Genomic DNA, 24763 nt, shown 5'->3' on the forward strand with positions numbered 1-24763 from the left:
TCGCCTGACCACTGGAACCCACCGGCATGGATACCGCGTCGATCCACAACTTCTACGAAAAAGCCGTGTTCGCCGCCGTGCAGGAGCAGGCGCAGCACTACCCGCACCTGCAGGGCAACGGCGACACGCTCGCCGACATCGCCTGCGTGGCCCTGAACCGGCTGCCGCCCCGCTACATCCGCCACGACGTGGACTTCGCCTTCTTCCAGACGGAAAACGAGCGCAGCGAATCGGAGCGTTCAGTGCAGGAAGCCGTGGAGTTCGCCTTCGGCTTCGTGCAGGCGCGCAATGCCATGCGCGCCCGACGCTAGGCGCCTTCGGCTCAACGCGGGCCGCTGCGCGCCGGCCGGGTGAGGACCGTCGGGAAGCTCACGGGCAGGGTAAGGGGGAAATCCCTGCTGAAGTGCAGGCCTCGACTTTCGTGGCGCACCAGGGCCGAGCGAACGATGAGCTCGGCGCATTCGACGAGATTGCGCAGCTCGAGCAGGTCCCGCGTCACCCGGAAGTTGGCGTAGTAGTCGTCGATCTCGCTGCGCAGCAGTTCGATCCGGTGCAACGCCCGCTCCAGGCGCTTGGTGGTGCGCACGATGCCGACGTAGTTCCACATCAGCAGGCGAAGCTCGTCCCAGTTGTGCGAGATCACCACCTGCTCGTCGGCGCTCTCGACCAGGCTCTCGTCCCAGTCCGGCAGCGGCGGGGGCTGCAGCGGCCGGCCTCCCAGGATCGACGCGGCGCAGGTGCGGCCTATCACCACGCACTCGAGCAGCGAGTTGCTGGCCAGGCGGTTCGCGCCATGCAGGCCGGTGTAGGTGGCTTCGCCGACGGCGAACAGCCCCGGCAGGTCGCTGCGGCCATTCAGGTCGGTGACGACGCCCCCGCAGGTGTAGTGCGCGGCGGGCACCACCGGGATGGGCTGGCGCGCGATGTCTATGCCCAGCGTCAGGCAGCGGGCGTGGATGGTCGGGAAGTGCTCCTTCAGGAACGCCTCGCCGAGGTGGGTGGCGTCGAGCCAGACGTGGTCGACGCCGTGCTTCTTCATCTCGAAGTCGATGGCGCGGGCGACGATGTCGCGCGGCGCCAGTTCGCCTCGCTCGTCGTGCGCCGGCATGAAGCGCGGGCCCCATGGCTCCTCGGGCGTGCCCTGCCCATTGACCGGCAGGCGCAGCACCGCACCCTCGCCGCGCATCGCCTCGGTGATGAGGAAGCTGCGTTCCTGGGGGTGGTACAGGCAGGTCGGGTGGAACTGGATGAACTCCATGTTCGCCACCCGGCAGCCCGCGCGCCAGGCCATCGCGATGCCGTCGCCGGTGGCCGTGTCCGGGTTGGTGGTGTAGCGGTAGGTCTTGCCGACGCCGCCTGTGGCTAGCACCACGGCGCGCGCCGGCAGCGTCTCGACGCGCTGGCGGTCGATGTCGAGCGCATAGACGCCGTGGCAGCGCGGCGGCGCATCCTCGCGCTTGAGATGGCGTTCGGTGATCAGGTCCACCGCCATCCAGCGCTCCTTCAGGGTCACCATCGGGTGGGCCTTGGCGCGGGCCAGCAAGGCCTCGTGGATCGCTCGACCGGTCGCATCGGCCGCGTGCGCTATCCGGCGCACCGCGTGGCCGCCTTCGCGGGTCAGGTGCAGGCCGAGCGGCCCGGAGGGATCCGGCGAGAAGGGCACGCCCTGCTCCACGAGCCATTCGATGGCTTCGGGGCTGTGTTCGGCGATGAAGCGGGCCGTCTGCTCGTCGACCAGGCCCGCGCCGGCATCCTGCGTGTCTCGCACATGCGATTCGACGCTGTCGTCCGAACCCAGCACGCCGACGATGCCGCCCTGCGCCCAGGCCGTGGCGCCCTCACCAAGGTTGCGTTTGGCGAGCACCACAACCTGCTGCCCTTGCGACGCCAGGTGCAAGGCCACCGTCAGGCCCGCCAGGCCGGCCCCCACCACCACGACGGGGGCGGCCAGTGTCTTGTCTTGCATCGCGTTGGGAGGCCTCAGGGCCGGTGCCAGGGAGTGGCCATTCTAGGAGCCGTCGCTATTCAGTCATCCGAGCAGGCCCTCACGCCGAACAGGGCGCCCCAGGGTCGCACGCAGGGCAGGCTCGGCGCTCAAGCTGCGCAGAACGATCGCCTTGGACTCGGTTGCGCCAGCGCAATGCCGTGCGCGACCGAATGCCTAGATTGGCGTGGCCACCCCACCTTCCGGGGTGTTTCGCCAAAGGAGGATTCGACATGCATCCCATCTCATCGTGCCGCGCGGCGGGTGCGGCGCTGTTGATCTGCTCCTGGGCAGCCCAGGCAGACACCGTGACGCCCGGGGAGGTGACCTCGTGGGGTCACCCGTTCTGCGAGGATTCTTCTTTCGTGCGCGGGCTGGCCTATGACGGCAACCGCTACTACGTCGCCGACGCCGCCGATCACTGCATCGACGGCCGCCCGCGCGACGACACCGGCCGCATCTACATCTACGATCGCGACGGGAACCTGGTCAAACGCATCCCCGAGAAGCCGCCCGTACGCGGAACGTTCTTCCCGCACGGCGTGGCGACCGACGGCATCCGCCTGTGGACCGGCGACTATTTCGGCAACACCCTGTACGAGTACGACATCGCCACCGGCAAGCTGCTGCGCAGCTTCAAGTCGCCGGTCGCTTTCCCCATCCGGCTCGACTACCAGGCCTCGACCAGGACGCTCTGGCTGACCGGCTACGGCCGGCCGACAGTCTTCCAGGTTCGCCTCGACGGCAGCGTGCGCAAGCGCATCTCCATCAGCGGCTACGGACCGAACGCGTCGCCGGCCGTGGATGGCCGGGGCGACCTGTGGGTGGCCGGGATCGGGCTCGACAACTCGGCACGCCTGGCTCGGTATGCAAGCGACAGCACCGAGTTGCAGGCCTATGCATCACCCACTCCGTGGACGGCCCTGGCGACCAATATCAACAACCGGGCGGCCGGCTACCTGATCGACCTGCCCCTGGTTTACAACGACGCCACCGGCCACTGGGACGCCCGCTTCCAGCACTTCTCGGTGACGACCGTCGGGGGGCAGACGGACCGCCTGAACGGATTCGCCGTGCAGTGCGACAACCTGCGCACCGGCCAATCGACCGCGGCCCACTTCGGTGGCCCGGAGCATTGGAACTGCGAGGACGGCGGCCTGGCCGTGCAGCCGGGGGATCAGGTGCGCGTGCAGATCACCGGCACCGTGCGCTGAAGACCCATCGAGAGGATGAAGGGCACGGCGGCCGCCGTGCCCGCTCCGGCGAAAGCGCCGAGGTCAATGCACCACGCGCTCGAAGCTGAACTCGCCGTTCTCGAATCGCACCGGGATCACATCCTTGGCGCCGAACTTGCCTTCCAGGATCAGCCGGGCGACCGGGTTCTCGATCTCCTGCTGGATCGCGCGCTTCAGGGGGCGGGCGCCGAACACCGGGTCGAAGCCGACCTTGGCGATTTCGGCCAACGCCTCCGGCGACACGTCGAGCTTCATGTCCATCTTCGCCAGGCGCGTTTCCAGGATCTTGAGCTGGATCCTGGCGATCGATTCGATGTGCTCGCGGTCGAGTGCGTGGAACACCACCATCTCGTCGATGCGGTTCAGGAACTCGGGGCGGAAGTGCTGCTTGACCTCGACCAGCACCGCATCGCGAATGTCGTCGCTGGGCTTGCCGACCATCTGCATGATCATCTGCGAGCCGAGGTTGCTGGTCATCACGATGACGGTGTTCTTGAAGTCCACCGTGCGGCCCTGGCCATCGGTCAGGCGACCGTCGTCGAGCACCTGCAGCAGCACGTTGAACACATCCGGGTGCGCCTTCTCGACCTCGTCGAGCAGCAGCACGCTGTAGGGCTTGCGGCGCACAGCCTCGGTCAGCGCCCCGCCCTCTTCGTAGCCCACGTAGCCCGGGGGCGCGCCGATCAGGCGGCTGACCGAGTGCTTCTCCATGAACTCGCTCATGTCGACGCGGATCATGTGGTCTTCGCTGTCGAAGAGAAAGCCTGCCAGCGCCTTGCAAAGCTCGGTCTTGCCGACGCCCGTCGGGCCGAGGAAGAGGAACGAGCCGAGCGGGCGGTTCGGATCCGACAGGCCGGCGCGCGAGCGACGGATGGCATCGGCCACCGCGACGATCGCCTCGTCCTGGCCGACGACACGCTCATGCAGCTTGGCTTCCATCAGCAACAGCTTGTCGCGCTCGCCTTGCATCAGCTTGCTGACCGGAATGCCGGTCGAGCGCGAGACCACCTCGGCGATCTCCTCGGCGCCGACCATCGTGCGCAGCAGTTGCGGGCCCTGGCCGCCCTTGGCCTTGCCGGCCTCCTTGGCCTGCGCGTCCTTCAGCGTCTTCTCCAGCACCGGCAGCTTGCCGTACTGCAGCTCGGCGACCTTGTTGAAGTCCCCCTTGCGCTTGAGCTCCTCGACCTGGAACTTGATGCGGTCGATTTCCTCCTTGACATGGGCGGAGCCCTGGGCCGTGGCCTTCTCGGCCTTCCAGATCTCTTCCAGGTCGGCGTACTCGCGTTCGAGCTTGGTGATCTCCTCCTCGATCAGGCCCAGGCGACGCTGGGAACCCTCGTCGTGCTCCTTCTTCATCGCCTCGCGCTCGATCTTGAGCTGGATCATGCGGCGATCCAGCTTGTCCATCACTTCGGGCTTGGAGTCGATCTCGATCTTGATCTTGGCCGCGGCCTCGTCGATGAGGTCGATCGCCTTGTCGGGCAGGAAGCGATCGGTGATGTAGCGGTGGCTGAGCTCGGCCGCGGCCACGATGGCCGGGTCGGTGATCTCGACGCCGTGGTGGACTTCGTACTTCTCCTGCAGGCCGCGCAGGATGGCGATGGTCGCCTCCACGCTCGGCTCGTCCACCAGCACCTTCTGGAAGCGGCGCTCCAGCGCGGCGTCCTTCTCGACGTACTTGCGGTATTCGTCCAGCGTGGTGGCACCTATGCAGTGCAGCTCGCCGCGCGCCAGCGCGGGCTTGAGCATGTTGCCGGCGTCGATAGCGCCCTCGGCCTTGCCCGCGCCCACCATGGTGTGCAGCTCGTCGATGAACAGGATGATGCGGCCCTCGTCGGCAGCGACCTCCTTCAGCACGGCCTTCAGGCGCTCCTCGAACTCGCCGCGGTACTTGGCGCCGGCCAGCAGGCCCGCCATGTCGAGCACCAGGACGCGCTTGTGCTTCAACGTGTCCGGCACCTCGCCGGCGATGATCCGCTGGGCCAGGCCTTCGACGATGGCCGTCTTGCCGACGCCCGGCTCGCCGATCAGCACCGGGTTGTTCTTGGATCGGCGCTGCAGCACCTGGATGGCGCGGCGGATCTCGTCGTCGCGGCCGATCACCGGATCCAGCTTGCCCTGGCGGGCGCGTTCGGTGAGGTCGAGGGTGTACTTCTTCAGCGCCTCGCGCTGGCCCTCCGCCTCGGCCGAATCGACCGACTGGCCGCCGCGCACCGCCTCGACGGCCGCCTCCAGCGACTTGCGGGTCAGGCCATGGCCGCGGACCACGCCGCCGATGTCGCTCTTGGCGTCGGCCAGGGCGAGCAGGAACATCTCGCTGGCGATGAACTGGTCGCCGCGCTTGGTGCCTTCCTTGTCGGCCGCCTGCAGCAGTTGCACCAGGTCACGTCCGGCCTGCACGGGGCCGCCGCCCTGCACGCTGGGCAGGCCGTTGATGGCCGTCTCCATGGCGGTCTTCAGTGCGGCGGTGTTGGCGCCCGCCCGGTCCAGCAGGGCCTTGGGGCCATCGGGCTGCGCGAGCATGGCGGCCAGCAGGTGGGCCGGCTCGATGTAAGGGTTGTCGCGCGCGACCGCAAGGCTCTGCGCATCGGCCAGGGCCTGCTGAAAGGCAGTGGTGAGTTTGTCCAGACGCATGGGTCGAATACCTCCGTTGCCATGCCAACTGGGTATGGCGGGTGCAATTTCAAGGCCCGGCGGAGCCTCGGAGCTTGCGCTGGAGCAAGGCGGCGATCAGAGGGATTCGATGTTCTCGTCGCCTTCGCCGGGGTCGTACAGGCAGTCCCGGCCGAGCTGGTCGAGGCACAGCTCTGCCGTCCAGGGCAGCATCAGCGAGCCGCACCGGGAGTCGCGGTACATGCGCTCCAGCGGAAGCGACTTCAACATGGAGGCCCCGCCGCAGGTGCGGATGGCCAGCGTGCAGATGGCATTGGCGCTTTCCATGATGGTGTGGTGGCCCGCCAGCAGGCGCAGCCGCGCGTCGGCATCCGGATCGGGCCGGGCATCACGGGCCGTCTGCATGAACAGCGCCCTCGCCTGCTCCAGCGCGATGCGCATCTGCGCCACCGCCAGCTGCTTGGTGGGGTACATGCGGCGCGGCACGGGTGGCATGCCCGGCAGTTCGGCTCGCAGGTATTGCACGGTGAAGTCGTAGGCCGCCTGCGCGATCCCCATGTAGGGGGCCGACAGGGTGGCGAACATGTACGGGCAACGCTGGGTGGCCTCGAAGTAGCGGCCCTCGGGCAGCAGGCGCGCGCTGTCGCGCACGAAGACTTCCTTCATCTCCAGGTTGCGCGAGACGGTGGCGCGCATGCCCAGCGGATCCCAGTCGCCGCTCACCGTCACGCCGGGCGAGTCCGCAGGCACTGCCAGGAACAGGGCATCGCATTGCGAGGCACTCGGCACGTCCAGCGTGCAGAGCACGCCGTAGTAGTCGGCCACGCCGGCCAGCGTCGCGAACAGCTTGCGGCCAGTGACGATGTAGCCGCCCTCCACCTTCTTCGCCAGGGTGCCCCAAGGCGCCTTGCCGGCCGAGGCGGCCCCGCCCTCGGAAAAGGGCTGCGAGTAGACCTTGCCGTGGCGGACGATGCGCTCGTAGTGGATGCCGCGATGGGCCTCCTGATCGCGCTGCTCGGCCGGGCTGAGCCCGAGTGCCTCCGCCACCGGCCCGGCCCAGAGCGTGGCGCAGACGTGCATGTTGAAGGACAGGGCCGTCGCGCCGCAATGCCGGCCGATCTCGGCGGCCACCAGCATGAAGGTCATGAAATCGGCGCCGAGGCCGCCCCGGCCCTCGGGCACGCAAAGCGCCAGCAGGCCGCTTTCGCGCAGGTCGCGGATGTTCTCGACCGGGAAGGTGGCCTCGCGATCGTGCTGTGCGGCGCGGCCGGCGAAGCGGCTGCTGCCCAACTCGGCCGCGAGGGCGATCAACTCGCGCTGGCGTGGCGTGAGCAGCGCCGGGTCGCCGGCGATGTGCGAGGTGGCACGGGTCGACACGGTCACGGCAGGCCTCCTTGTCAAGGACGGGTCAGAGAATCTCGCCCAGCAGCCGATAGTGCCCGGCCTGGAACAGCAGCGGCGGCAGCGCGGCTTCGTGCATGCGCTCCACCTGGCCGATGAACAGCACGTGGTCGCCGGCCTCCTGCTGGCTGCGCAGCGCGCATTCGAAAACCGCCGTGCACCCCCCGAGGACAGGGGCGCCACTGATGCCGTCGGCCCACTGGCCTTCGGCAAAACGATCGGCCACCGCGCTGGCGAAGCGGCGCGACAGGTCGATCTGCCCCTCGGCCAGGATGTTGATCGCAAAGTGGCTGGCGGCGCAGAAGGCCGGCAGTGCCGGGCTGGAGGCGCGCAGCGACCACAGCACCAGCGGCGGGTCCAGCGACAGCGAGTTGAAGGAGTTGCAGGTCAGGCCGACCGCGCGGCCGTCGGCGTCACGGCAGGTGGCGATCGTGACCCCGGTGGTGAATCGCCCCAGCGCGCTGCGCAGGGCCTTGGCATCGAACGGCGGCATGGGCTGTGGATGGTAGGCGCAAACCAGCGGGCTGCAGCCGGGGATCAGCCCTGGGCGTTCGTGCCGAAGTGGCCCCAGCGCGCCAGCGCGGCGTCGTCGCTGACGCGCGCATCGACCCAGCGCGCGCCTTCCGGCGTGGTCTCCTTCTTCCAGAACGGGGCGTGGGACTTGAGGTAGTCCATCAGGAATTCGCAGGCCTGGAAGGCTTCGCCGCGATGCATCGAGCTGACCACGACCAGCACGATCTGGTCGCCGGGCAACAGGGGCCCGACGCGGTGGATGACCCGGGCGCCGCGGATGTCGAAGCGGGCGAAGGCGGTGGCGATCATCGACTCGATGGAGCGTTCGGTCATGCCAGGGTAGTGCTCCAGCTCCATGGCGCTGACCGACAGGCCATCGCCGCGGTCGCGGACCGTTCCGACGAAGCTGGCGATCGCGCCTACGCCCAGGTCATCGGCGCGCAGCGCGGCCATTTCGGCCCCGGCATCGAAGTCGGCAGTCTGGATCGTGACCCGGGGCCGGCTATTCATCTCAACCCCCGGTGACGGGCGGAAAGAAGGCCAGTTCATCCCCCTCGGCCAGCGGGGCGGATTCGTCGCACATCGTCTGGTTGAGGGCGGCGCGCAGCGCCTTGTGGCGGGCCAGGCTGGCGTCGAAGGGGGCGCCTCGGGCGATCAGTGCATCGCGCGCATCGGCCACGCGGCTGCCTTCGGGCAGCTCCAGCGGGCCGCCGGCACCCAGGGCTTCACGCAGCGATGCAAAGAAGCGCAGGCGGACGGTGATGGTGGTGGTTGGCGAGGGATTCGTCATGGAATCCATCCTCAGGCTCCAATCAGGCGGGCCAGCGGCAGGAAGCGAACCACGTCGCCGCGGGCGATCGCCTGTCCGGGCGGGTTGTCGAGCAGACCGTCGGCCCACACGACCGAGGTGAGCACGCCCGAGCTCTGGTTAGGAAAGAGCTCCAGTTGGCCTTCGCCGTTCAGCTTCACGCGCAGGAACTCCCGCCGCTTGTCCGGCTTGGGCCAGTCGAAAGCGGCTCGCAGCGGCAAAGCTGCGGGGAGCGCTGCAGGCATGCCCTGCAACGCCCGCAGCACGGGCGCCACGGCCAGCAGGAAGGTGACGAAGCTGGAGACCGGATTGCCAGGCAGGCCCATGAACAGGGCCTCGCCGCCGTCAACCGGACGCCGCACGGCGCCGAAGGCCAGCGGCTTGCCGGGCTTGATGGCCATCTGCCACAAGTCCAGGCGGCCCTCGGCCAGCACGGCGGGCTTGAGATGGTCTTCCTCGCCGACCGACACACCGCCCGAGGTGACGATGAGGTCGCTGGATTCGGCGGCGCGGCGCAGGGCGGCCCTCGTCGCCTCGAGCTGGTCTGGCACGATGCCGAGGTCATCCACCTCGCAGCCGGCGGCCTCGAGCAAGGCACGCAAGGTGAAGCGGTTCGAGTTGTAGATGGCACCGGGAGGCAGCGGCTCTCCAGGCATCACCAGCTCATCGCCGGTGGAAAACAGCGCCACGCGCGGGCAGCGCCAGACGGTGAGCGTGGCCGCCCCCACCGAAGCCGCGAGGCCCAGGGCCTGAGGCGTCAGGCGAACGCCCGCGGCGAGCACGGCACTGCCGTTCTGCACATCCTCGCCGCGCCGGCGGACCCACTGCCCATGCTCGACCGGACCGTTGACCCGCACCTCCGAAGGCTCGCCCGGGATCAGCTCGCACTGCTCCTGCATGACGACCGTGTCGGCGCCCTGCGGGACGGGCGCACCGGTGAAGATGCGCGCCGCCGTGCCCGGAGCCAGCGGGACGCCGACCGAGCCTGCCGCGATGCGCTGGCTGACCGGCAGCGGCCGGCCGGCTGCCAGATCGGCCAGGCGCAGGGCATAGCCGTCCATCGAGCTGTTGTCGGCCGGGGGGACGTCGAGCAGCGACTGGATCGGCTCGGCCAGCACGCGGCCGAGCGCCTGGGCGGTAGGCACCCGCTCGCGGTCTTTCAAGCGGCGCTCGCCGGCGACCTGGACGAGGCGCGCAAGGGCCTCGTCCAGCGGCATCAGAGGCGGGCGGGCGGGAGCGGTGGTGGTGTCTGCCATGCTGGAACGGAGCCTACACGCGGGCGCAAGACCGCATCGTCAGCGGCCGAGCCCGGTGTGCTCGGCGATGAAGGCCTTGACCTGCGCCGCGTCCGGCGGCATGACGGTGAAGCGCTTGGGCAGCCCTTCGATTCCCTCCAGGCCGGCGGGCCGCTCCGGCTCCCGGCCCAGGGCCTCGCGGATGGTCTCGGCGAACTTGGCCGGCAGCGCCGTTTCCAGCACGATCATCGGCACCCCGGGCTCCACCCGCTCGGCCGCCACCTTCACGCCGTCAGCCGTGTGGGTGTCGATCATGGTTTGGTGGCGCTCCCAGGTGCTCCGGATCGTGGCGACGCGGTCCGCGTGGGTGCTCTTGCCGGACTGGAAGCCGAACTCGGCAATGCGTGCGAACTCCGCCGGCGACAGCTCGAACCGGCCGTCACGCTCGATCTGGCTGCCGAACAGCTCGCGCGTGCGGGCGCCGTCGCGGCCCAGCAGATCGAACACGAAGCGCTCGAAGTTCGAGGCCTTGGAGATGTCCATCGAGGGGCTGGAGGTCTCGTGCGTCTCGGCGCCCTTTCGCACCCGGTAGATGCCGGTGCGGAAGAACTCGTCGAGGACGTCGTTCTCGTTGGTGGCCACGACCAGATGCTTGATCGGCAGGCCCATCGAGCGGGCCACGTGGCCGGCGCAGACGTTGCCGAAGTTGCCGGAGGGCACGCAGAAGCTCACCTGATCGGTGTCTTTCTCGGTGACCTGGAAGTAGCCGGCGAAGTAATAGACGACCTGGGCCAGCAGGCGAGCCCAGTTGATCGAATTCACCGTGCCGATCTTGTGGGTGCGCTTGAAGGCCAGGTCGTTGGATACCGCCTTGACGATGTCCTGCGCATCGTCGAACACGCCTTCCACGGCGATGTTGTGGATGTTCTCGTCCTGCAGGCTGAACATCTGGGCCTGCTGGAAGGGGCTCATCCGGCCATTGGGGCTGAGCATGAAGACCCGCACGCCGCGCTTGCCCCGCATGGCGTACTCGGCCGCGCTGCCGGTGTCGCCGGAGGTGGCGCCCAGGATGTTGAGTTCCTCGCCGCGCCGGCCCAGTTCGTACTCGAACAGGTTGCCGAGCAGCTGCATCGCCATGTCCTTGAAGGCCAGGGTCGGGCCGTTGGACAGGGCTTCGATGTGCAGGCCGGTATCGCCCAGTGCACGCACCGGCACGATGGCCGGCGTGCCGAAGGTGGCCTGGGTGTAGGTCCTGGCGACCAGGGCCTTCAGGTCCCCGGCCGGAATGTCGTCGATGTACAGCGAGAGGATCTCGTAGGCGAGGTCGGCGTATGGGAGCTGGCGCCAGCGCGCCAAGGTCGCTGCATCGACCTTCGGATAAGCCTGCGGCAGGTACAGGCCGCCGTCCGGTGCCAGGCCTTCGAGCAGGATCTCGCAGAAGTGCCGGGGCGTCGTATCGCCTCGGGTGCTCAGGTACTTCATCAGGCGAGCTCCTCCTTGCGGATGGACACGATGGGCGCCTGGACGCTCGTCAGGGCTTGCATCTTCGCGATGGCCGAACGCATGCGGCCCTCGACCGTGTCGTGAGTGAGGATGATGAGGTCGGTCGACTGCTCGCCCTCGGCCGACTCGCGCTGCAGCACCGCGTCGATCGAGATGTCGTGCTCGGCGAGGATGGTGGTGATCTTCGACAGCACGCCGGCCTCGTCGGCCACGCGCAACCGCAGGTAGAAGGCCGTCACCACCTGGTCGATCGACAGGATCGGGATGTCGGCCATCGCGTCGGGCTGGAAGGCCAGGTGAGGCACGCGGTGATCAGGGTCCGCGGTGTGCAGCCGGGTGATGTCGACGAGGTCGGCCACCACCGCCGAGGCGGTCGGCTCCGAACCCGCCCCCTTGCCGTAGTACAGCGTCGTACCGACCGCGTCGCCCTGGACCATCACCGCGTTCATCGCGCCCTCGACATTGGCGATGAGGCGCTTGGCCGGCACCAGCGTCGGGTGCACGCGAAGTTCGATGCCGTGCTCGCGCCGCCGGGTGATGCCCAGGAGCTTGATCCGGTAGCCTAGTTGCTCGGCGTACTTGATGTCGGTGGCCTGCAACTTGGTGATGCCTTCGACGTGGGCCTTGTCGAATTGAACCGGCACGCCGAAGGCGATCGCGCTCATGATCGTCGCCTTGTGCGCGGCATCGACGCCTTCGATGTCGAAGGTCGGATCGGCCTCGGCGTAGCCCAGGCGTTGGGCCTCCTTCAGCACCGTGCCGAAGTCCAGGCCCTTGTCGCGCATCTCGCTGAGGATGAAGTTCGTCGTGCCGTTGATGATCCCGGCGATCCACTCGATGCGGTTGGCGGTCAGGCCCTCGCGAAGCGCCTTGATGATCGGGATGCCGCCGGCCACCGCCGCCTCGAAGCCGATCATCACGCCCTTGGCATGGGCCGCCGCGAAGATCTCGGTGCCGTGCACGGCGATCAGTGCCTTGTTCGCGGTGACGACGTGCTTGCCGGCCGCGATCGCTTCCATCACGAGCGTGCGGGCCGTCTCGCAGCCGCCGATCAGCTCCACGACGATGTCGATGTCCGGGTTGGCGATGATCTCGCGCGCATCGGCCACGATGCTCGCCTGGTCGCCCACGATCGCCCGGGCGCGTTCCACGTCGCGCCGCGAGACGACCGCCAGCTCGATGCCTCGACCGGCGCGGCGCAGGATCTCCTCCTGGTTGCGCAGCAGCACCTTGAACACGCCGCTGCCGACCGTGCCCAGGCCCATGAGGCCGACTTGGATGGGTTTCACGTCTGTCTTACCTTCAGTTGTCTTCAGTGCGGGATGGCGCCACCGGCCCTGGGCGGCGAACCATCCCTCAGGTGCCGTGGCGCCTGCGATAGTGGTCGAGGAATCGGGCCACCCGGCCCACGGCTTCGGTGAGGTCGTCGGTGTTGGGCAGGAACACCAGCCGGAAGTGATCGGGCGTCGGCCAATTGAAGCCGGTTCCCTGCACGATCAGCACCTTTTCCTCGGCCAGCAGCTCATAGGCGAACTGCTGGTCGTCCTCGATCGGGTAGATCTTCGGGTCCAGGCGGGGGAACATGTACAGCGCGGCGGTCGGCTTGACCACTGAAACGCCGGGGATCTGGGTGAGCAGCGAATAGGCCAGGTCGCGCTGTCGGGCCAGCCGCCCGCCCGGGGCGACGAGGTCCTTGATGCTCTGGTAGCCGCCGAGTGCCGTCTGGATGGCCAGCTGGCCCGGCGTGTTGGCGCAAAGGCGCATCGAGGCCAGCATGTTCAGGCCCTCGATGTAGTCCTTCGCATGGCGCTTGTCGCCCGACACCACCATCCACCCGGCGCGGTAGCCGCAGGAGCGGTAGTTCTTGGACAGGCCGTTGAAGGTCAGGCACAGCACGTCGTCGGCCAGAGACGCGATGCTGGTGTGCTCCGCACCGTCGTACAACGTCTTGTCGTAGATCTCGTCGGCGAAGACGATGAGCTGATGCTGGCGGGCGATCTCGATGATGCCCTCGAGCACCTCGACCGGATACAGCGCGCCGGTCGGGTTGTTCGGGTTGATGATCACGACCGCCTTGGTGCGCGGGGAGATCCTGGCCCTCATGTCGGCCAGGTCCGGCAGCCAGCCGGCGCCCTCGTCGCAGTGGTAGTGCACCGGCGTGCCGCCCGACAGCGCCACCACCGCGGTATAGAGCGGATAGTCGGGCGACGGGATGAGCACCTCGTCGCCGGAGTCGAGCAGCGCGTTCATGCTCATGGCGATGAGCTCGGAGGCGCCGTTGCCCAGGTAGACGTCGTCCACCGTGACGCCGGAGATCTTCTTTTCCTGGCAGTAGTGGACGACCGCCTTGCGCGGCGCGAACAAGCCCTTGGAATCGGTGTAGCCGGCCGCATGTGGGAGGTTGCGGATCATGTCCTGCACGATCTCGTCGGGCGGCTCCAGGCCGAACGCGGCAACGTTGCCAATGTTCAGCTTGATGATCTTGTGGCCCTCTTCCTCCATCTGGCGTGCCTTGTCCAGCACCGGGCCGCGAATGTCGTATCCGACGTTGGCTAGCTTGTTGGACTTGGCGATGGGCTTCAAACCGGCGGCTCCTGCGGGTGGGGCGTTCAGGCGGCATGGCACCGTGCCAACCGCTTCATGGGATTGCGGGCCCTCCTTCGACCTTCCGTCGGCGAATGCTGCGTCGCAAAACGTACAATTTAACCATAGGCCTTTCGCAGCGACGGCGGTGGTATGCCGGGGCGCGAGCGGCCAGGGAGCACGATGAAATTCCAACCCGACCACCTCGATGGCGTGAATGCCATTTCAAGGCTAGAGCAGGGGCGCATCTGGGTACACGGCACGGTGTTCACCAGCAGCCTCCTGGTCCCCTGGCGGGGCGAGGTCCAGGCCTGGCCGGCCACCACGGCCGCCGACCTGTCGCCCGCTCATTTCGAGGCCATCGTTTCCCTCTCACCCGAGTTGGTGATCTTCGGCAGCGGCAGCAGCCATCGTTTCGTGTCGCCCCAGCTTTACCGCTCGCTCATCGAGCGACGCATCGGCATCGAGACCATGGACACAGCGGCTGCATGCCGCACGTTCAACGTGCTCGTTCACGAGGGCCGCAAGGTACTCGGCGCGTTTCTGATCGAGCCGTCGACCCGAGCCGCAGGGTAACCCGGGACGAGGAATACCTCACACATCAACTTATAATGTCGGGCTATGCCTTGCCAGGGCGCCCGCATAAGACACAACCCTCATGACGCCAGCCCTCAACAAACCCCTGCCGGAACTTGAAGCGCAAGCCACCAGCGGCGTGAAATTCACGCCGCAGGCCTTCAAGGGTCAGGCCATCGTGCTGTACTTCTACCCGAAGGACAACACCCCCGGCTGCACGACCGAGGCGATGCAGTTCCGCGACCAGCACAAGGACTTCCTCAAGGCCGGTGCCGTCGTGTTCGGTGTCTCGCGAGACAACATGGCCTCGCACGAGAAATTCAAGCAGAACCTCGAACTGCCCTTCGAGCTGATCGCCGATACCGAGGAAAAGCTCTGCCACATGTTCGGTGTGGTGAAGAACAAGATCATGTACGGCAAGAAGGTCAAGGGCATCGAGCGCTCCACCTTCCTGATCGATGGTACCGGCGTCCTGCGGGCGGAATGGCGCGGCATCAAGGTCGCTGGCCACGTCGAAGAGGTGCTGAAGGCCGTGAAGGACCTGAAGAAGGCAGCTTGACGCCGCGCCGCCGCGGATGTGCATAATGGGTTCATGCCCGAGACCCTGACGTCGAGCATCCGACACCGAAGAAGCCGCACAGTCGTCTGTGCGGCTTTTTTGTCTCTGGCCGCCGCGCATCATCGCCACTGAGCCCTTCCTCCATGCCTTTGCCGAAGCCACCAGCCACCCGCGCCGCCATCCTCCCGCCCTCCGCCTACGACACCCAAGCCGCGCCGAAATCGGCGCGCCACAGCCCCCAGGCCGGCGCCGCGAGCGCCGATGACGACACTCCCCGCCTCGCCCTGCGCCAGGACAGCTCCAGCGCCCTGGCCTCGCCTCCATTGCCTGCCAAGGCGCGTTCCGCCGCCCCACCCGCGCCGGCCACCCGTGCGACTCGAGCCACCGAACCCAAGCCGCGCAAGCCGCGCAGCAGCGGGCCGGCCAAGCTGTTCGTGCTGGACACCAACGTGCTGATGCACGACCCGATGTCGCTGTTCCGGTTCGAGGAACATGACATCTACCTGCCGATGATCACGCTGGAGGAGCTCGACGGCCACAAGAAGGGCATGAGCGAGGTCTCCCGCAACGTGCGGCAGGTCAGCCGGGAGCTGGACGGACTCGCCGGGGATGACAAGCTCGATCCCACGGCCGGGATCCCGTTGGCCAAGACCGGTCACCGTGAAGCCGGTGGCAAGCTGTTCTTCCAGACCACCCTGCGCGACATCAAGCTGCCTGCCGGGCTGCCGCAGGGCAAGGCGGACAACCAGATCCTGGGCGTCGTTCAGTCCTTGCGAGAGGAGCATCCCACCCGCGAGGTCGTGCTGGTGTCCAAGGACATCAACATGCGCGTCAAGGCCCGCGCCCTGGGGCTGTGCGCGGAGGACTACTACAACGACAAGACGCTGGACGACGGCGACCTGCTCTACACCGGCGTGCAGCCTTTGCCGGCCGACTTCTGGGAGCGGCACGGCAAGACGATGGAGAGCTGGAGCCAGGGCGGCCACACCTTCTACCGGATCAGCGGCCCGCTGGTGCCCGCCCTGCTCGTCAACCAGTTCGTCTATCTGGAGTCGCCTGGCGAGGCACCGTTGTATGCAAGGGTGACCGAGATCACCGGCAAGATGGCCGTTCTGAAGACCTTGCGCGACTACACGCATGGCAAGAACGCGATCTGGGGCGTCACGGCCCGCAACCGGGAGCAGAACTTCGCGCTCAACCTCCTGATGGATCCGGATTGCGACTTCATCACCCTGACCGGCACAGCCGGCACGGGCAAGACCTTGATGACGCTCGCGGCGGGCCTGAGCCAGGTCATGGAGGAGCGCCGCTACACCGAGATCATCGTGACCCGCGTCACCGTCCCCGTGGGCGAGGACATCGGCTTCCTGCCGGGCAACGAGGAAGAGAAGATGGGGCCCTGGATGGGCGCCCTGGACGACAACCTCGAGGTGCTCGCCAAGAGCGACAACTCCGCCGGCGAGTGGGGCCGCGCCGCCACCAACGACCTGGTGCGATCGAAGATCAAGATCAAGAGCCTGAACTTCATGCGCGGGCGCACCTTCCTGAACAAGTTCGTGCTGATAGACGAAGCGCAGAACCTGACGCCCAAGCAGATGAAGACGCTGGTCACCCGTGCCGGCCCGGGCACCAAGATCGTCTGCCTGGGCAACCTGGCGCAGATCGACACGCCCTACCTGACAGAGGGCAGCTCAGGACTGACCTACGCGGTGGATCGCTTCAAGGGCTGGCCACATTCGGGTCACGTGACCCTCGCACGCGGCGAGCGCTCGAGACTGGCGGACTACGCCTCGGACGTGCTCTGACGCCGGACCACTGAGCAGGAACGGGCACCCATCGGCGCCCGTTCCTGCTTTCGAAAGTCCTTACCTGGCCAGATAGTCGAAGAAGGCCTTGGGGCTCATGTCTCGTCCCAGGAAATCCTTCACCAGCTGCTCCGGCGGGCGCTGGCCGCCCTGGCTGAGCACCGTGTCGCGATATCGCTTGCCGACGACCGGGCTGAGGCGGTCGTCCGCGAAGGCGGTGCGAAGGTCCATCGCCACCACCAGGCTCCACAGGTAGCCGTAATACCCGGCGCCGTAACCGCCGGCGACATGGCTGAATCCGGCCGGGAACATCGTCCCCGGCACGTGGCCCAGGGGGGTCTCGCCCTCCATCCTGCGCCACAGCGCCATGGGTTCGGGAGCATCGGGCCCGTGCAGCGCCAGGTCGAAGCTCGCATACAGGTGCTGCCGTGCGGTCAGGCTGCCCTTGGTGAATTCGCGGGCCGCCCGGGCCTTCTCGATCAGTTCGTCGGGCACCGGCGTGCAGGCCGGGCAGACTTCCTGGAAGAGCCTGAGCACCTTCTTGTCGAAGACCCAATCCTCCAGCATCTGCGACGGCGCCTCGACGAAGTCGTGCTGGGTATTGGTCCCGGCGTTCAGGGCGTAGCGCGTCATCGACAGGTCCGCATGCAGGGCATGACCGAATTCGTGCAGCAGCGTGTCGAGCTCCTCGAGGGTCAGGCCCTTGCGGTCGAAGTTGACGACCAGCGCGGCCTGCGGGAGGCGGTGGGTCAAGGTCGAGCCGCTGCGATAGGACCACACCGCCGCATGACCGTACTTCCCGTCTCGTGGGTACAGGTCGACGATCAGGCTGGCCATGGGATCGCCGCTGGCCGCATCGCTGACGGCGTAGGCCTGCGCCTCCGGATGCCATAGCCTGGCCTGCACGGGCGTGAAGCGGATGCCCAGCATGGTCTCGGCGATTCGCATGACGAAGCGCAGGCTCTCCTGCGGCGGGAAATAGGCCCGGAACGACTCCTGGTCCACCGTGAAGCGCTCCTTGCGCAAGCGCTCGGTGTAGAACGCCACGTCCCATCGCTGCAGGTTGATCTTGTCCGCGGGCACCCCGAGTTGGCGACCCTTGGCCTCACGCAAGGCGGCCAGATCCCGTTGCTCGCCTTGTGTGACGGCCTGCTTCACGTCGCCGAGGAAGCGCTGCGCATTGGCAATGCTCTTGGCCATGTTGCGGCGAAGCTGGAAGTCGGCGTAGCTGTCGAAGCCGAACAGGCGTGCGTAATCGCGCCGCAGCCTGGCGATCTCGCCCAGCAGCTTGAGGTTGGCCGGGCCACCCTCGTTCATCTTGGCACGCCACATCTTCTCCCGGGTGGCGGCACTCTCGGCGTGCTCCATCACCGGGAAGTAGGTCGGATAGTCCAGCCCGAGAAGCAGACGCCCCCTGGGATCGCGCCGGGCGGCCTTGAGCACCTGCTCGGGTACGCCGATCAGGTCGGCCGGCTTGAAAGCGAGCCGGGTCTTGCTGTCTCGGACGTTCTTGTCGAACTGCTGACCCAGTTCGCTGATGCGATTGGCCAGCCGCTTGGCGCGCAGTTGGTCGAGCGGTTTCAGGCCGACGCCCGAATCCTCGAATCCCTCGAGCGTGACGCGCAACGCCTCGCGGTCGATATCGTCAGCCGCCGGCGAGGCCTTGGCCGCCCGGTACAGCTTGGCGCTCTGGCCCACGGAGGTGAGGAAATCCTGCCACCGCAACTCGCAAGCCTCGGCCGCGTCGCGCACCTTCTGGTCGGGGTGGACGTTGCGGATGAATTCGACCGGGCCGTGGACGTCCTCCACCCAGCTGTAGAAGACGTCGTACTGCGCCAGCCAGGTCGGTGAGGCGCCCACGCCCTCCAGACTCTTCAATCGCATCCGGGCGCCTGAAAGCCCGGTGTCGCAGGCCTGCTTCACTTCGGCCGCGGACTTGAAGTCCGGGAACGCCGGTCCCGGCATCTGCGCGCCGTCGGCCGCGTGGACCATGGGGCTCAGCGCCCACGCCGCGCCGCACGCAGCTATCAGCATCCGTAACTTTTCCATCGGGTTCCTGTGAGGTGGCAGTACGGGGTGCACGAGCAGGGCCGTGCACTCATGGCGGGCATTTTGGCTTGCCGCCCTCCGGTCCCTGGCCAAGATCCCCCACCAGGCAAACCCGAAATCTGGGTGGAATCTGGGCCCAAAACGTTTCCAAGTGTTTGAAAACACTGGCATTTCGCCTTGACAGCAAACTAGGGGGGCCCGTATCCTGCCGCCCGTGCCGAGGTTTCGTCGTCTCCCCATGGGCGCCCCAGCGCTCCGCCTCAGGATCCGCAGTTTGTCGCTCATTGGCGCGATGACGCTGGCGGCCGCCTGCTGTCAGGCCGCCCCGCAGGGCAGTGCTCACGACCCCGTGATGCAATTGCTGCAGGACCGCGGGATGGTCCAGGCCGACGGCAACATACAGGTATCGCCTCCCCCCGCAGACCCATCCCTCTTCGGGCAGGTGCGGGAGAAGACCACCGACCTGGTGATGGCCGCGATGAACTTCATCGGCGTTCGCTATCGCCGCGGCGGCACGACAGCCGAGAACGGTTTCGACTGTTCTGGCTTCACCCGCTACGTCTTCGAGAACAGCATCGGCCTCGTGCTGCCGCGTCGGGCGAACGAGCAGGCGCAAGCGCCAGGCCTGTTCAAGATCGGCAAGGACGAACTCAAGCCCGGCGACCTGGTGTTCTTCAACACGCTTCGCCATGCCTTCTCTCATGTCGGCATCTATGTCGGGGATGGCAAGTTCATCCATTCCCCACGCGCCGGCGGCGAAGTCCGCGTCGAAGACATGCGTGTCGACTACTGGGCCAAGCGTTTCAACGGCGCCCGCCGCGTGTCGCCACCCGGCGTGACGGATCCGGCGCCCGCACCGAGCTCCTGAAGCCGGGTTCCCCGAAAACTGACCCCGCTCAACGCCGTGCCGCTGCACGCGCGGCACAATCGGCCGCATGGGTGAACGCGTCATCCCGCTGACCGACTGGCGTCGAGCCCACGTGGCCTCGCCGGCGACCATGGTTCCTGTCACCGGATTGCTGTCCGATGCCTTGGGCCGGCCGCTGCGCGACCTGCGCATCTCGGTCACCGACCGCTGCAACTTCCGCTGCAGCTACTGCATGCCCAAGGAGGTGTTCGACAAGCGCTACGCCTTTCTGCCGCACGAGCAGTTGCTGAGCTTCGAGGAGATCACGCGCCTGGCCGGCCTGTTCGCCGCCCACGGCGTGCGCAAGCTCAGGCTCACCGGCGGCGAGCCCCTGCTGCGCAAGCACCTCGAGATCCTGGTCGAGATGCTGTCGGCCCTGCGCACCCCCGATGGGGACCCGCTGGACCTCACGCTGACTACCAATGGATCGCTGCTCGCCCGCAAGGCGCGCAGCCTGCGCGCGGCCGGTCTCAAGCGCCTGACCGTCAGCCTCGATGCGCTCGACGACGCGATCTTCCAGCGCATGAACGACGTCGGCTTCCCTGTGGGAGAGGTCCTGGCGGGCATAGACGCAGCGCTGGACGCCGGCTTCGGGCCGATCAAGGTCAACATGGTGGTCAAGCGGGGCGTGAACGACCACGAGATCATTCCGATGGCCCGCCATTTCCGTGATCGCTACGGCGCTCAAGCGGTGCTGCGGTTCATCGAGTTCATGGACGTGGGCGCCACCAACGGCTGGCGCATGGACGACGTGGTGCCTTCGGCCGAAGTCCTGCGGCGCCTTCAAGCACAGTGGCCTCTGGCGGCGCTCGAAGCGAGTGCCCCGGGCGAGACGGCCGAACGCTGGGCCTATGCCGACGGACGCGGCGAGGTCGGCCTCATCTCCAGCGTCACCCAGGCCTTCTGCCACGACTGCAACCGCGCACGGTTGTCGACCGAGGGCCAGCTTTTCCTGTGCCTGTTCGGCTCGCGCGGACACGACCTGCGCTCACTGCTGCGTGGCGGTGCCAACGACGCCGAGATCGCCTCCGCCATTGCGCACGTCTGGACGGCCCGCGATGATCGGTACTCGGAGTTGCGGGGGTCAGGCCACGCGGCCGGCCAGGGCGAACGCAAAGTCGAGATGCACTACATAGGCGGGTGAAATAGGGCCCCCACGGCCCCTGCCGGGGCCTGCCCCCCGAGGGGGCTCGCGCAGCGGACCGGCGAAGCCGGATCCGCGCACGCCCTGGGAGGGTGCGGCGCTTCGCGCGCACAAGCTTCAAGGGACGGGGTTGCGCCCCTCCGAAAAAGGACAGGTGTGTTTGTCAGCGCTGGACGGACATCACGCCCTTGTTGGCCAGGGCATCGGCGCGTTCGTTGCCGGGGTCGCCGGCGTGGCCCTTGACCCAGTGCCAGCCGACCTGGTGCTGGGCCACCAGCGAATCCAGGCGCTGCCACAGTTCCACGTTCTTCACCGGCTTGTTGTCGGCCGTGCGCCAGCCGCGCCGCTTCCAGTTGTGGATCCAGGTGGTCATGCCGTTCTTGACGTACTCGCTGTCGGTGTAGATGGCCACGCGGCACCGGCGCGTCAGCGAAGCCAGGGCCTGGATCACCGCCGTCAGCTCCATTCGGTTGTTGGTCGTCGAGCTCTCGCCGCCGAACAGCTCCTTCTCGTGGCCACCGGCGCTCAGCCAGGCTCCCCACCCACCAGGGCCCGGGTTGCCCTTGCAGGCGCCATCGGTGTAGATCGTCACTTCACTCAGGTTTTCGTTGTCGTTCACTGAACACTTTCTTCTTCGAAAGGCACGGTGCTGCGATTGAGCACCGGTGCCGCCTTGGGCTTGACCCGCTCGCTGCGGGCCAGGCCGATGAGACGCATGCCGCGCACCCGCTTGACCGCCACCAGGCAATAGACGGCGCCGAACACCGGCCACCAATGCGCGCCGACACGGTCCATCCAGGCGAATCGATCGAGCCAGCGTTGCGATGACATCGGCGGACGCCAGCAGCCGAAGCCGCCGGCCTCTAGTTCGAACCCCAGCAGGCGCAGCCAGTCGCGGGCGCGCCAATAGCCGATGAACTCACCGGCGCGAGGCAGGAAGAGCAGGCGCTGAGCACTGTTGGCGCGGGCCAGCATGAGCCTCGCGTGGCCCAGCCGCTGCCGCACTCCCCAGAGGCTGACCGGGTTCAGCCCGACGATCACCACCTTGCCCTCGGGCCTCAGCACGCGGGCCACTTCGGCCAAGGTGCGATGCGGATCGGAGGCTTGTTCCAGCGTATGGGGCAAGACCACCAGGTCGAGCGCCTGGTCGGGAAACGGCAGCGCGTCGTACTCGCAGTGCAAAGCCACCGGCACCGGCCCCATCGTCGGCGGCCCACCCGGTTCGTCCGCCGGCGGGGGCAACTCGATCGGCGCCGGCAGCATCAGGCTGTCGCTGGCCACCCAGCGCTGCGGCATGCGGTTGTTGCGCAAGGTGTCGATCTCAGGCAGGCCGACCTGCAGGGCGTGGAAGCCGAAAATATCGGCCACGGCCTGGTCCAGTCGCTCCTGTTCCCAGCCCAGCAGGTAGCGGCCGGGCGGGGTCCTCAGCCAGAGGCCCAACTCTATAATTGCGGCGTTTTGCGTCATGAATCTCGTCGCCCTGCCCGCCTTCGCCGACAACTACATCTGGATGCTGCACGACGGCCGCGAGGCTCTCGTCGTCGATCCGGGTGACTCGGCCCCTGTGATCGCCGCGCTTGGGCGTCTGGGGCTGGCTCTGACGGCCATTCTAGTGACGCATCACCATGGCGATCATGTGGGCGGTCTCGAAGCACTGGTTGCGCGCCTGCAAGGCCCGGTCCACGGCCCCGCGCACGAGGCCATGCCGGTCCCGGTGATCGGCCACGAGGCCGGAGACACAGTCACATGGCACGGCATCTCGTTCCAGGTGCTGGATGTTCCCGGGCACACTGCGGGCCACATCGCCTACCACGCTGGAGCGGCCCCCGGAGGGCCGCTGCTGTTTTGCGGCGACACGCTGTTCTCGGGCGGTTGCGGCCGACTGTTCGAGGGCACGCCGGGCCAGATGCACGATTCTCTCGAAAGGCTGGCGGCTCTGCCGGGCGACACACGGGTGTGCTGTGCCCACGAGTACACGCTGTCGAACCTGCGGTTCGCCCACGCCGCCGAGCCGGGCAACGAGGCCATCGCCGCGCACCAGGCGCGTTGCGAGGCCCTACGGGCCGAAGGTCGCCCCACGCTGCCCTCCACGCTGGCGCTGGAGCGCAGCATCAACCCCTTCGTGCGCTGTTCGGAGCCGGCAGTGGCCGCCTCGGCGCGTGCCCACGGCGCCCGCAGCGACGACCCGGTCGAGGTCTTCGCCGCGCTGCGCGAATGGAAGAACAACTACCGATGAAGCAAGTCCTTTTCCGACGTCCGGCGCTGGTGCCTGTGCTGCTGGCCATGGCGATCAGCCCGTGGTTCACCGGCTGCGCCACGACCGGCGAGCCGGCCGCCGTGGCGACCATCGATCCGCTCCCCGCCCCGCCCGTGGCCGCCGCGTCTATGCCGGTAGAGCCGGCTGCGGCGCCGGTCGCTGCCGCCGCCTCCGCCCCGGAGCAAGCCGCCGACGAAGGCGGCGTGGTGGCCACTCCCATCGATCCGGTCGAGCCCGATCGCCCGGTCGATCTCTTCGACGATCGGGCCAAGGTCGACCTGTGGGCCCGCGTTCGCAACGGCTTCGCCATGCCGCAGATCGACAACGACCTCGTGCGCCGCAGCGAGCAGTGGTACGCCCAGCGGCCCGACTACGTGCAACGCATGACGGAGCGCGGCAGCCGCTATCTGTTCCACGTGATCGAGGAGCTGGACAAGCGAGGCATGCCCAGCGAACTGGCCCTGTTGCCCTTCATCGAGAGCGCATTCAACCCGCAGGCGCAGTCGGTGGCCCGGGCCTCGGGCATGTGGCAGTTCATCCCGTCGACCGGCAAGGATTACGACCTCAAGCAGAACATCTTCCGCGACGATCGGCGCGACGTGCTGGCCTCCACGCGTGCCGCGCTGGATTACCTCGGCCGGCTGTACAAGATGTTCGGTGACTGGCACCTTGCCCTGGCCGCCTACAACTGGGGCGAAGGCAACGTGCAGAGGGCCATCGCGCGCAACGAGAAGGCCGGCCTGCCGACCGACTACCTGAGCCTGCGCATGCCGGACGAGACCCGGATGTACGTGCCCAAGCTGCAGGCGGTGAAGAACATCGTGCAGGACCCGTCCGCCTTCGGCCTGGAGTTGCCCGAGCTCAGGAACCACCCCTACTTCCTGAGCGTGCCGATCGAGCGTGACATCGACGTGAGCCTGGCCACCCGTCTGGCGGACGTGTCGCTGGAGGAGTTCCGTTACCTCAATCCGCAGATGAACAAGCCGGTGATCCTGGCGGCCGGCACCGAGCAGATCCTGCTGCCCTACGACAACGCCAACCTGTTCGTTCGCGCACTCGCCTCGCACCGCGGCCCCATGGCGACTTGGACCGCGTGGGTGGCGCCGAGGACGCTGCGGCCCGCTGATGCGGCCAAGCAGGTCGGCATGAGCGAAGCGGCACTTCGCGAGGTCAACCACATTCCCCCGCGGATGCTCGTCAAGGCGGGTTCTACGCTGCTGGTGCCCAGGACCGCGCGAAGGGACACCGACGTCTCCGAGCACATCGCCGACAACGCGATGATCGCCCTGGCGCCGGACGTCCCGCCGGTCAAGCGCCTCACGGTGCGCGCGAACCGCAAGGGAGAGACCGTCGCAGCGGTTGCCAAGCGGTATGGCGTCAGCCCCAGCCAGGTCGCGCAGTGGAACAAGGTCGGGATCGGCTCACAGTTCAAGCCGAGTGCCAGTGTCGTGCTCTACCTGCCGACGAAGGCGGCCACGCGGGTGGCGTCGACCAGCAGGAGCAGCGGTACGCGCCCGACCGCGCGACCGGTGGCACGCGCGGCGACGCCGAAGGCCGGCCCGGTGCGGATGGCCCGCAAGTAGCGCTGCGC

General features: G+C 67.6%; 22 protein-coding genes. 9 read left to right on the forward strand and 13 right to left on the reverse strand.

Going from position 1 to position 24763, the window contains the following annotated elements:
* The first annotated feature begins 26 nt into the window (after window positions 1-26).
* Window positions 27-311 (forward strand): late competence development ComFB family protein, encoded by a 285-nt coding sequence (locus tag ACS5PM_RS18380; RefSeq protein ID WP_439389123.1) that lies wholly within the window; start codon window positions 27-29, stop codon window positions 309-311.
* An 11-nt stretch (window positions 312-322) separates the two neighbouring features.
* Here the strand turns inward: ACS5PM_RS18380 and nadB are convergent, their stop codons facing one another.
* Window positions 323-1966, reverse strand: coding sequence for an L-aspartate oxidase (nadB, locus tag ACS5PM_RS18385; RefSeq protein ID WP_439389124.1), 1644 nt, complete (start codon window positions 1964-1966; stop codon window positions 323-325).
* A 251-nt stretch (window positions 1967-2217) separates the two neighbouring features.
* Between nadB and ACS5PM_RS18390 the strand changes: the two genes are divergently transcribed.
* On the forward strand, window positions 2218-3198 hold the full coding sequence (locus ACS5PM_RS18390; RefSeq protein WP_439389125.1) for an NHL repeat-containing protein: 981 nt from the start codon (window positions 2218-2220) through the stop codon (window positions 3196-3198).
* A gap of 63 nt (window positions 3199-3261) precedes the next feature.
* Here the strand turns inward: ACS5PM_RS18390 and clpB are convergent, their stop codons facing one another.
* The 9 genes from clpB to ACS5PM_RS18435 form a co-directional block, all read right to left on the reverse strand.
* Window positions 3262-5853 (reverse strand): ATP-dependent chaperone ClpB, encoded by a 2592-nt coding sequence (gene clpB / locus ACS5PM_RS18395; protein ID WP_439389126.1) that lies wholly within the window; start codon window positions 5851-5853, stop codon window positions 3262-3264.
* A gap of 96 nt (window positions 5854-5949) precedes the next feature.
* A complete protein-coding gene (locus ACS5PM_RS18400) occupies window positions 5950-7215 on the reverse strand; it encodes an acyl-CoA dehydrogenase family protein (RefSeq protein WP_439389127.1) in 1266 nt (421 codons plus the stop codon).
* A 25-nt stretch (window positions 7216-7240) separates the two neighbouring features.
* On the reverse strand, window positions 7241-7726 hold the full coding sequence (locus tag ACS5PM_RS18405; RefSeq protein ID WP_439389128.1) for a flavin reductase family protein: 486 nt from the start codon (window positions 7724-7726) through the stop codon (window positions 7241-7243).
* 44 nt (window positions 7727-7770) lie between these two features.
* Window positions 7771-8256 (reverse strand): molybdenum cofactor biosynthesis protein MoaE, encoded by a 486-nt coding sequence (locus ACS5PM_RS18410; RefSeq protein ID WP_439389129.1) that lies wholly within the window; start codon window positions 8254-8256, stop codon window positions 7771-7773.
* Window position 8257: 1 nt separating this feature from the next.
* On the reverse strand, window positions 8258-8536 hold the full coding sequence (locus ACS5PM_RS18415; RefSeq protein WP_439389130.1) for a MoaD/ThiS family protein: 279 nt from the start codon (window positions 8534-8536) through the stop codon (window positions 8258-8260).
* An 11-nt stretch (window positions 8537-8547) separates the two neighbouring features.
* Window positions 8548-9810 carry a molybdopterin molybdotransferase MoeA gene (locus ACS5PM_RS18420; RefSeq protein ID WP_439389131.1) on the reverse strand — a complete coding sequence of 421 codons (1263 nt, stop codon included), beginning with the start codon at window positions 9808-9810 and terminating at the stop codon, window positions 8548-8550.
* 39 nt (window positions 9811-9849) lie between these two features.
* A complete protein-coding gene (thrC, locus tag ACS5PM_RS18425; protein WP_439389132.1) occupies window positions 9850-11271 on the reverse strand; it encodes a threonine synthase in 1422 nt (473 codons plus the stop codon).
* A complete protein-coding gene (locus ACS5PM_RS18430) occupies window positions 11271-12581 on the reverse strand; it encodes a homoserine dehydrogenase (protein ID WP_439389133.1) in 1311 nt (436 codons plus the stop codon). The genes thrC and ACS5PM_RS18430 overlap by 1 nt, the downstream gene beginning before the upstream one ends.
* Window positions 12582-12648: 67 nt before the next feature.
* A complete protein-coding gene (locus ACS5PM_RS18435; RefSeq protein ID WP_439389134.1) occupies window positions 12649-13875 on the reverse strand; it encodes a pyridoxal phosphate-dependent aminotransferase in 1227 nt (408 codons plus the stop codon).
* Between the two features lie 183 nt (window positions 13876-14058).
* On the opposite strand from ACS5PM_RS18435, the gene ACS5PM_RS18440 reads away from it, so the two are divergent.
* The 3 genes from ACS5PM_RS18440 to ACS5PM_RS18450 all read left to right on the forward strand — a co-directional run bounded on the left by ACS5PM_RS18440 (window position 14059) and on the right by ACS5PM_RS18450 (window position 16815).
* Window positions 14059-14451 carry an Mth938-like domain-containing protein gene (locus ACS5PM_RS18440; RefSeq protein WP_439389135.1) on the forward strand — a complete coding sequence of 131 codons (393 nt, stop codon included), beginning with the start codon at window positions 14059-14061 and terminating at the stop codon, window positions 14449-14451.
* A gap of 82 nt (window positions 14452-14533) precedes the next feature.
* Window positions 14534-15010, forward strand: a complete 477-nt coding sequence (locus ACS5PM_RS18445) for a peroxiredoxin (protein ID WP_439389136.1) — start codon at window positions 14534-14536, stop codon at window positions 15008-15010.
* A gap of 143 nt (window positions 15011-15153) precedes the next feature.
* Entirely contained in the window at window positions 15154-16815 is a 1662-nt protein-coding gene (locus ACS5PM_RS18450) for a PhoH family protein (RefSeq protein ID WP_439389137.1), read from the forward strand.
* Window positions 16816-16875: 60 nt separating this feature from the next.
* On the opposite strand, the gene ACS5PM_RS18455 is transcribed toward ACS5PM_RS18450, so the two are convergent.
* A complete protein-coding gene (locus tag ACS5PM_RS18455) occupies window positions 16876-18849 on the reverse strand; it encodes a M3 family metallopeptidase (RefSeq protein ID WP_439389138.1) in 1974 nt (657 codons plus the stop codon).
* Window positions 18850-19138: 289 nt separating this feature from the next.
* Here ACS5PM_RS18455 and ACS5PM_RS18460 point away from each other — a divergent pair, with 289 nt between their 5' ends.
* Together ACS5PM_RS18460 and moaA are read left to right on the forward strand one after the other, a co-directional pair.
* Entirely contained in the window at window positions 19139-19732 is a 594-nt protein-coding gene (locus ACS5PM_RS18460; protein WP_439389139.1) for a C40 family peptidase, read from the forward strand.
* A gap of 67 nt (window positions 19733-19799) precedes the next feature.
* On the forward strand, window positions 19800-20915 hold the full coding sequence (gene moaA / locus ACS5PM_RS18465) for a GTP 3',8-cyclase MoaA (RefSeq protein ID WP_439389140.1): 1116 nt from the start codon (window positions 19800-19802) through the stop codon (window positions 20913-20915).
* A gap of 163 nt (window positions 20916-21078) precedes the next feature.
* Here the strand turns inward: moaA and rnhA are convergent, their stop codons facing one another.
* Both rnhA and ACS5PM_RS18475 read right to left on the reverse strand, forming a co-directional pair.
* Window positions 21079-21516 carry a ribonuclease HI gene (gene rnhA / locus ACS5PM_RS18470; RefSeq protein ID WP_439389369.1) on the reverse strand — a complete coding sequence of 146 codons (438 nt, stop codon included), beginning with the start codon at window positions 21514-21516 and terminating at the stop codon, window positions 21079-21081.
* Window positions 21517-21530: 14 nt separating this feature from the next.
* Complete coding sequence (locus ACS5PM_RS18475) at window positions 21531-22382, reverse strand: class I SAM-dependent methyltransferase (RefSeq protein ID WP_439389141.1); 852 nt, start codon at window positions 22380-22382, stop codon at window positions 21531-21533.
* Between ACS5PM_RS18475 and gloB the strand changes: the two genes are divergently transcribed.
* Both gloB and ACS5PM_RS18485 read left to right on the forward strand, forming a co-directional pair.
* Complete coding sequence (gloB, locus tag ACS5PM_RS18480) at window positions 22381-23151, forward strand: hydroxyacylglutathione hydrolase (protein ID WP_439389142.1); 771 nt, start codon at window positions 22381-22383, stop codon at window positions 23149-23151. The genes ACS5PM_RS18475 and gloB overlap by 2 nt on opposite strands.
* Window positions 23148-24755 carry a transglycosylase SLT domain-containing protein gene (locus tag ACS5PM_RS18485; protein WP_439389143.1) on the forward strand — a complete coding sequence of 536 codons (1608 nt, stop codon included), beginning with the start codon at window positions 23148-23150 and terminating at the stop codon, window positions 24753-24755. Before gloB ends, ACS5PM_RS18485 begins: the two co-directional genes overlap by 4 nt.
* Window positions 24756-24763 lie beyond the last annotated feature (8 nt).

Origin of the sequence: Ideonella flava (genome assembly GCF_051857595.1) — a bacterium.
Classification (GTDB): domain Bacteria; phylum Pseudomonadota; class Gammaproteobacteria; order Burkholderiales; family Burkholderiaceae_C; genus Ideonella.

Excerpts from the sequence above, each read along its gene's own strand:
- gloB (WP_439389142.1), top strand. The coding sequence starts at position 22,381 with ATGAATCTCGTCGCCCTGCCCGCCTTCGCCGACAACTACATCTGGATG.
- ACS5PM_RS18445 (WP_439389136.1), top strand. The coding sequence starts at position 14,534 with ATGACGCCAGCCCTCAACAAACCCCTGCCGGAACTTGAAGCGCAAGCC.
- ACS5PM_RS18440 (WP_439389135.1), top strand. The coding sequence starts at position 14,059 with ATGAAATTCCAACCCGACCACCTCGATGGCGTGAATGCCATTTCAAGG.
- ACS5PM_RS18405 (WP_439389128.1), bottom strand. The coding sequence starts at position 7,726 with ATGCCGCCGTTCGATGCCAAGGCCCTGCGCAGCGCGCTGGGGCGATTC.
- ACS5PM_RS18415 (WP_439389130.1), bottom strand. The coding sequence starts at position 8,536 with ATGACGAATCCCTCGCCAACCACCACCATCACCGTCCGCCTGCGCTTC.
- nadB (WP_439389124.1), bottom strand. The coding sequence starts at position 1,966 with ATGCAAGACAAGACACTGGCCGCCCCCGTCGTGGTGGTGGGGGCCGGC.
- ACS5PM_RS18455 (WP_439389138.1), bottom strand. The coding sequence starts at position 18,849 with ATGCTGATAGCTGCGTGCGGCGCGGCGTGGGCGCTGAGCCCCATGGTC.
- ACS5PM_RS18420 (WP_439389131.1), bottom strand. The coding sequence starts at position 9,810 with ATGGCAGACACCACCACCGCTCCCGCCCGCCCGCCTCTGATGCCGCTG.
- thrC (WP_439389132.1), bottom strand. The coding sequence starts at position 11,271 with ATGAAGTACCTGAGCACCCGAGGCGATACGACGCCCCGGCACTTCTGC.
- ACS5PM_RS18380 (WP_439389123.1), top strand. The coding sequence starts at position 27 with ATGGATACCGCGTCGATCCACAACTTCTACGAAAAAGCCGTGTTCGCC.
- ACS5PM_RS18475 (WP_439389141.1), bottom strand. The coding sequence starts at position 22,382 with ATGACGCAAAACGCCGCAATTATAGAGTTGGGCCTCTGGCTGAGGACC.
- ACS5PM_RS18390 (WP_439389125.1), top strand. The coding sequence starts at position 2,218 with ATGCATCCCATCTCATCGTGCCGCGCGGCGGGTGCGGCGCTGTTGATC.
- ACS5PM_RS18485 (WP_439389143.1), top strand. The coding sequence starts at position 23,148 with ATGAAGCAAGTCCTTTTCCGACGTCCGGCGCTGGTGCCTGTGCTGCTG.
- ACS5PM_RS18410 (WP_439389129.1), bottom strand. The coding sequence starts at position 8,256 with ATGAATAGCCGGCCCCGGGTCACGATCCAGACTGCCGACTTCGATGCC.
- clpB (WP_439389126.1), bottom strand. The coding sequence starts at position 5,853 with ATGCGTCTGGACAAACTCACCACTGCCTTTCAGCAGGCCCTGGCCGAT.
- moaA (WP_439389140.1), top strand. The coding sequence starts at position 19,800 with ATGGGTGAACGCGTCATCCCGCTGACCGACTGGCGTCGAGCCCACGTG.
- ACS5PM_RS18450 (WP_439389137.1), top strand. The coding sequence starts at position 15,154 with ATGCCTTTGCCGAAGCCACCAGCCACCCGCGCCGCCATCCTCCCGCCC.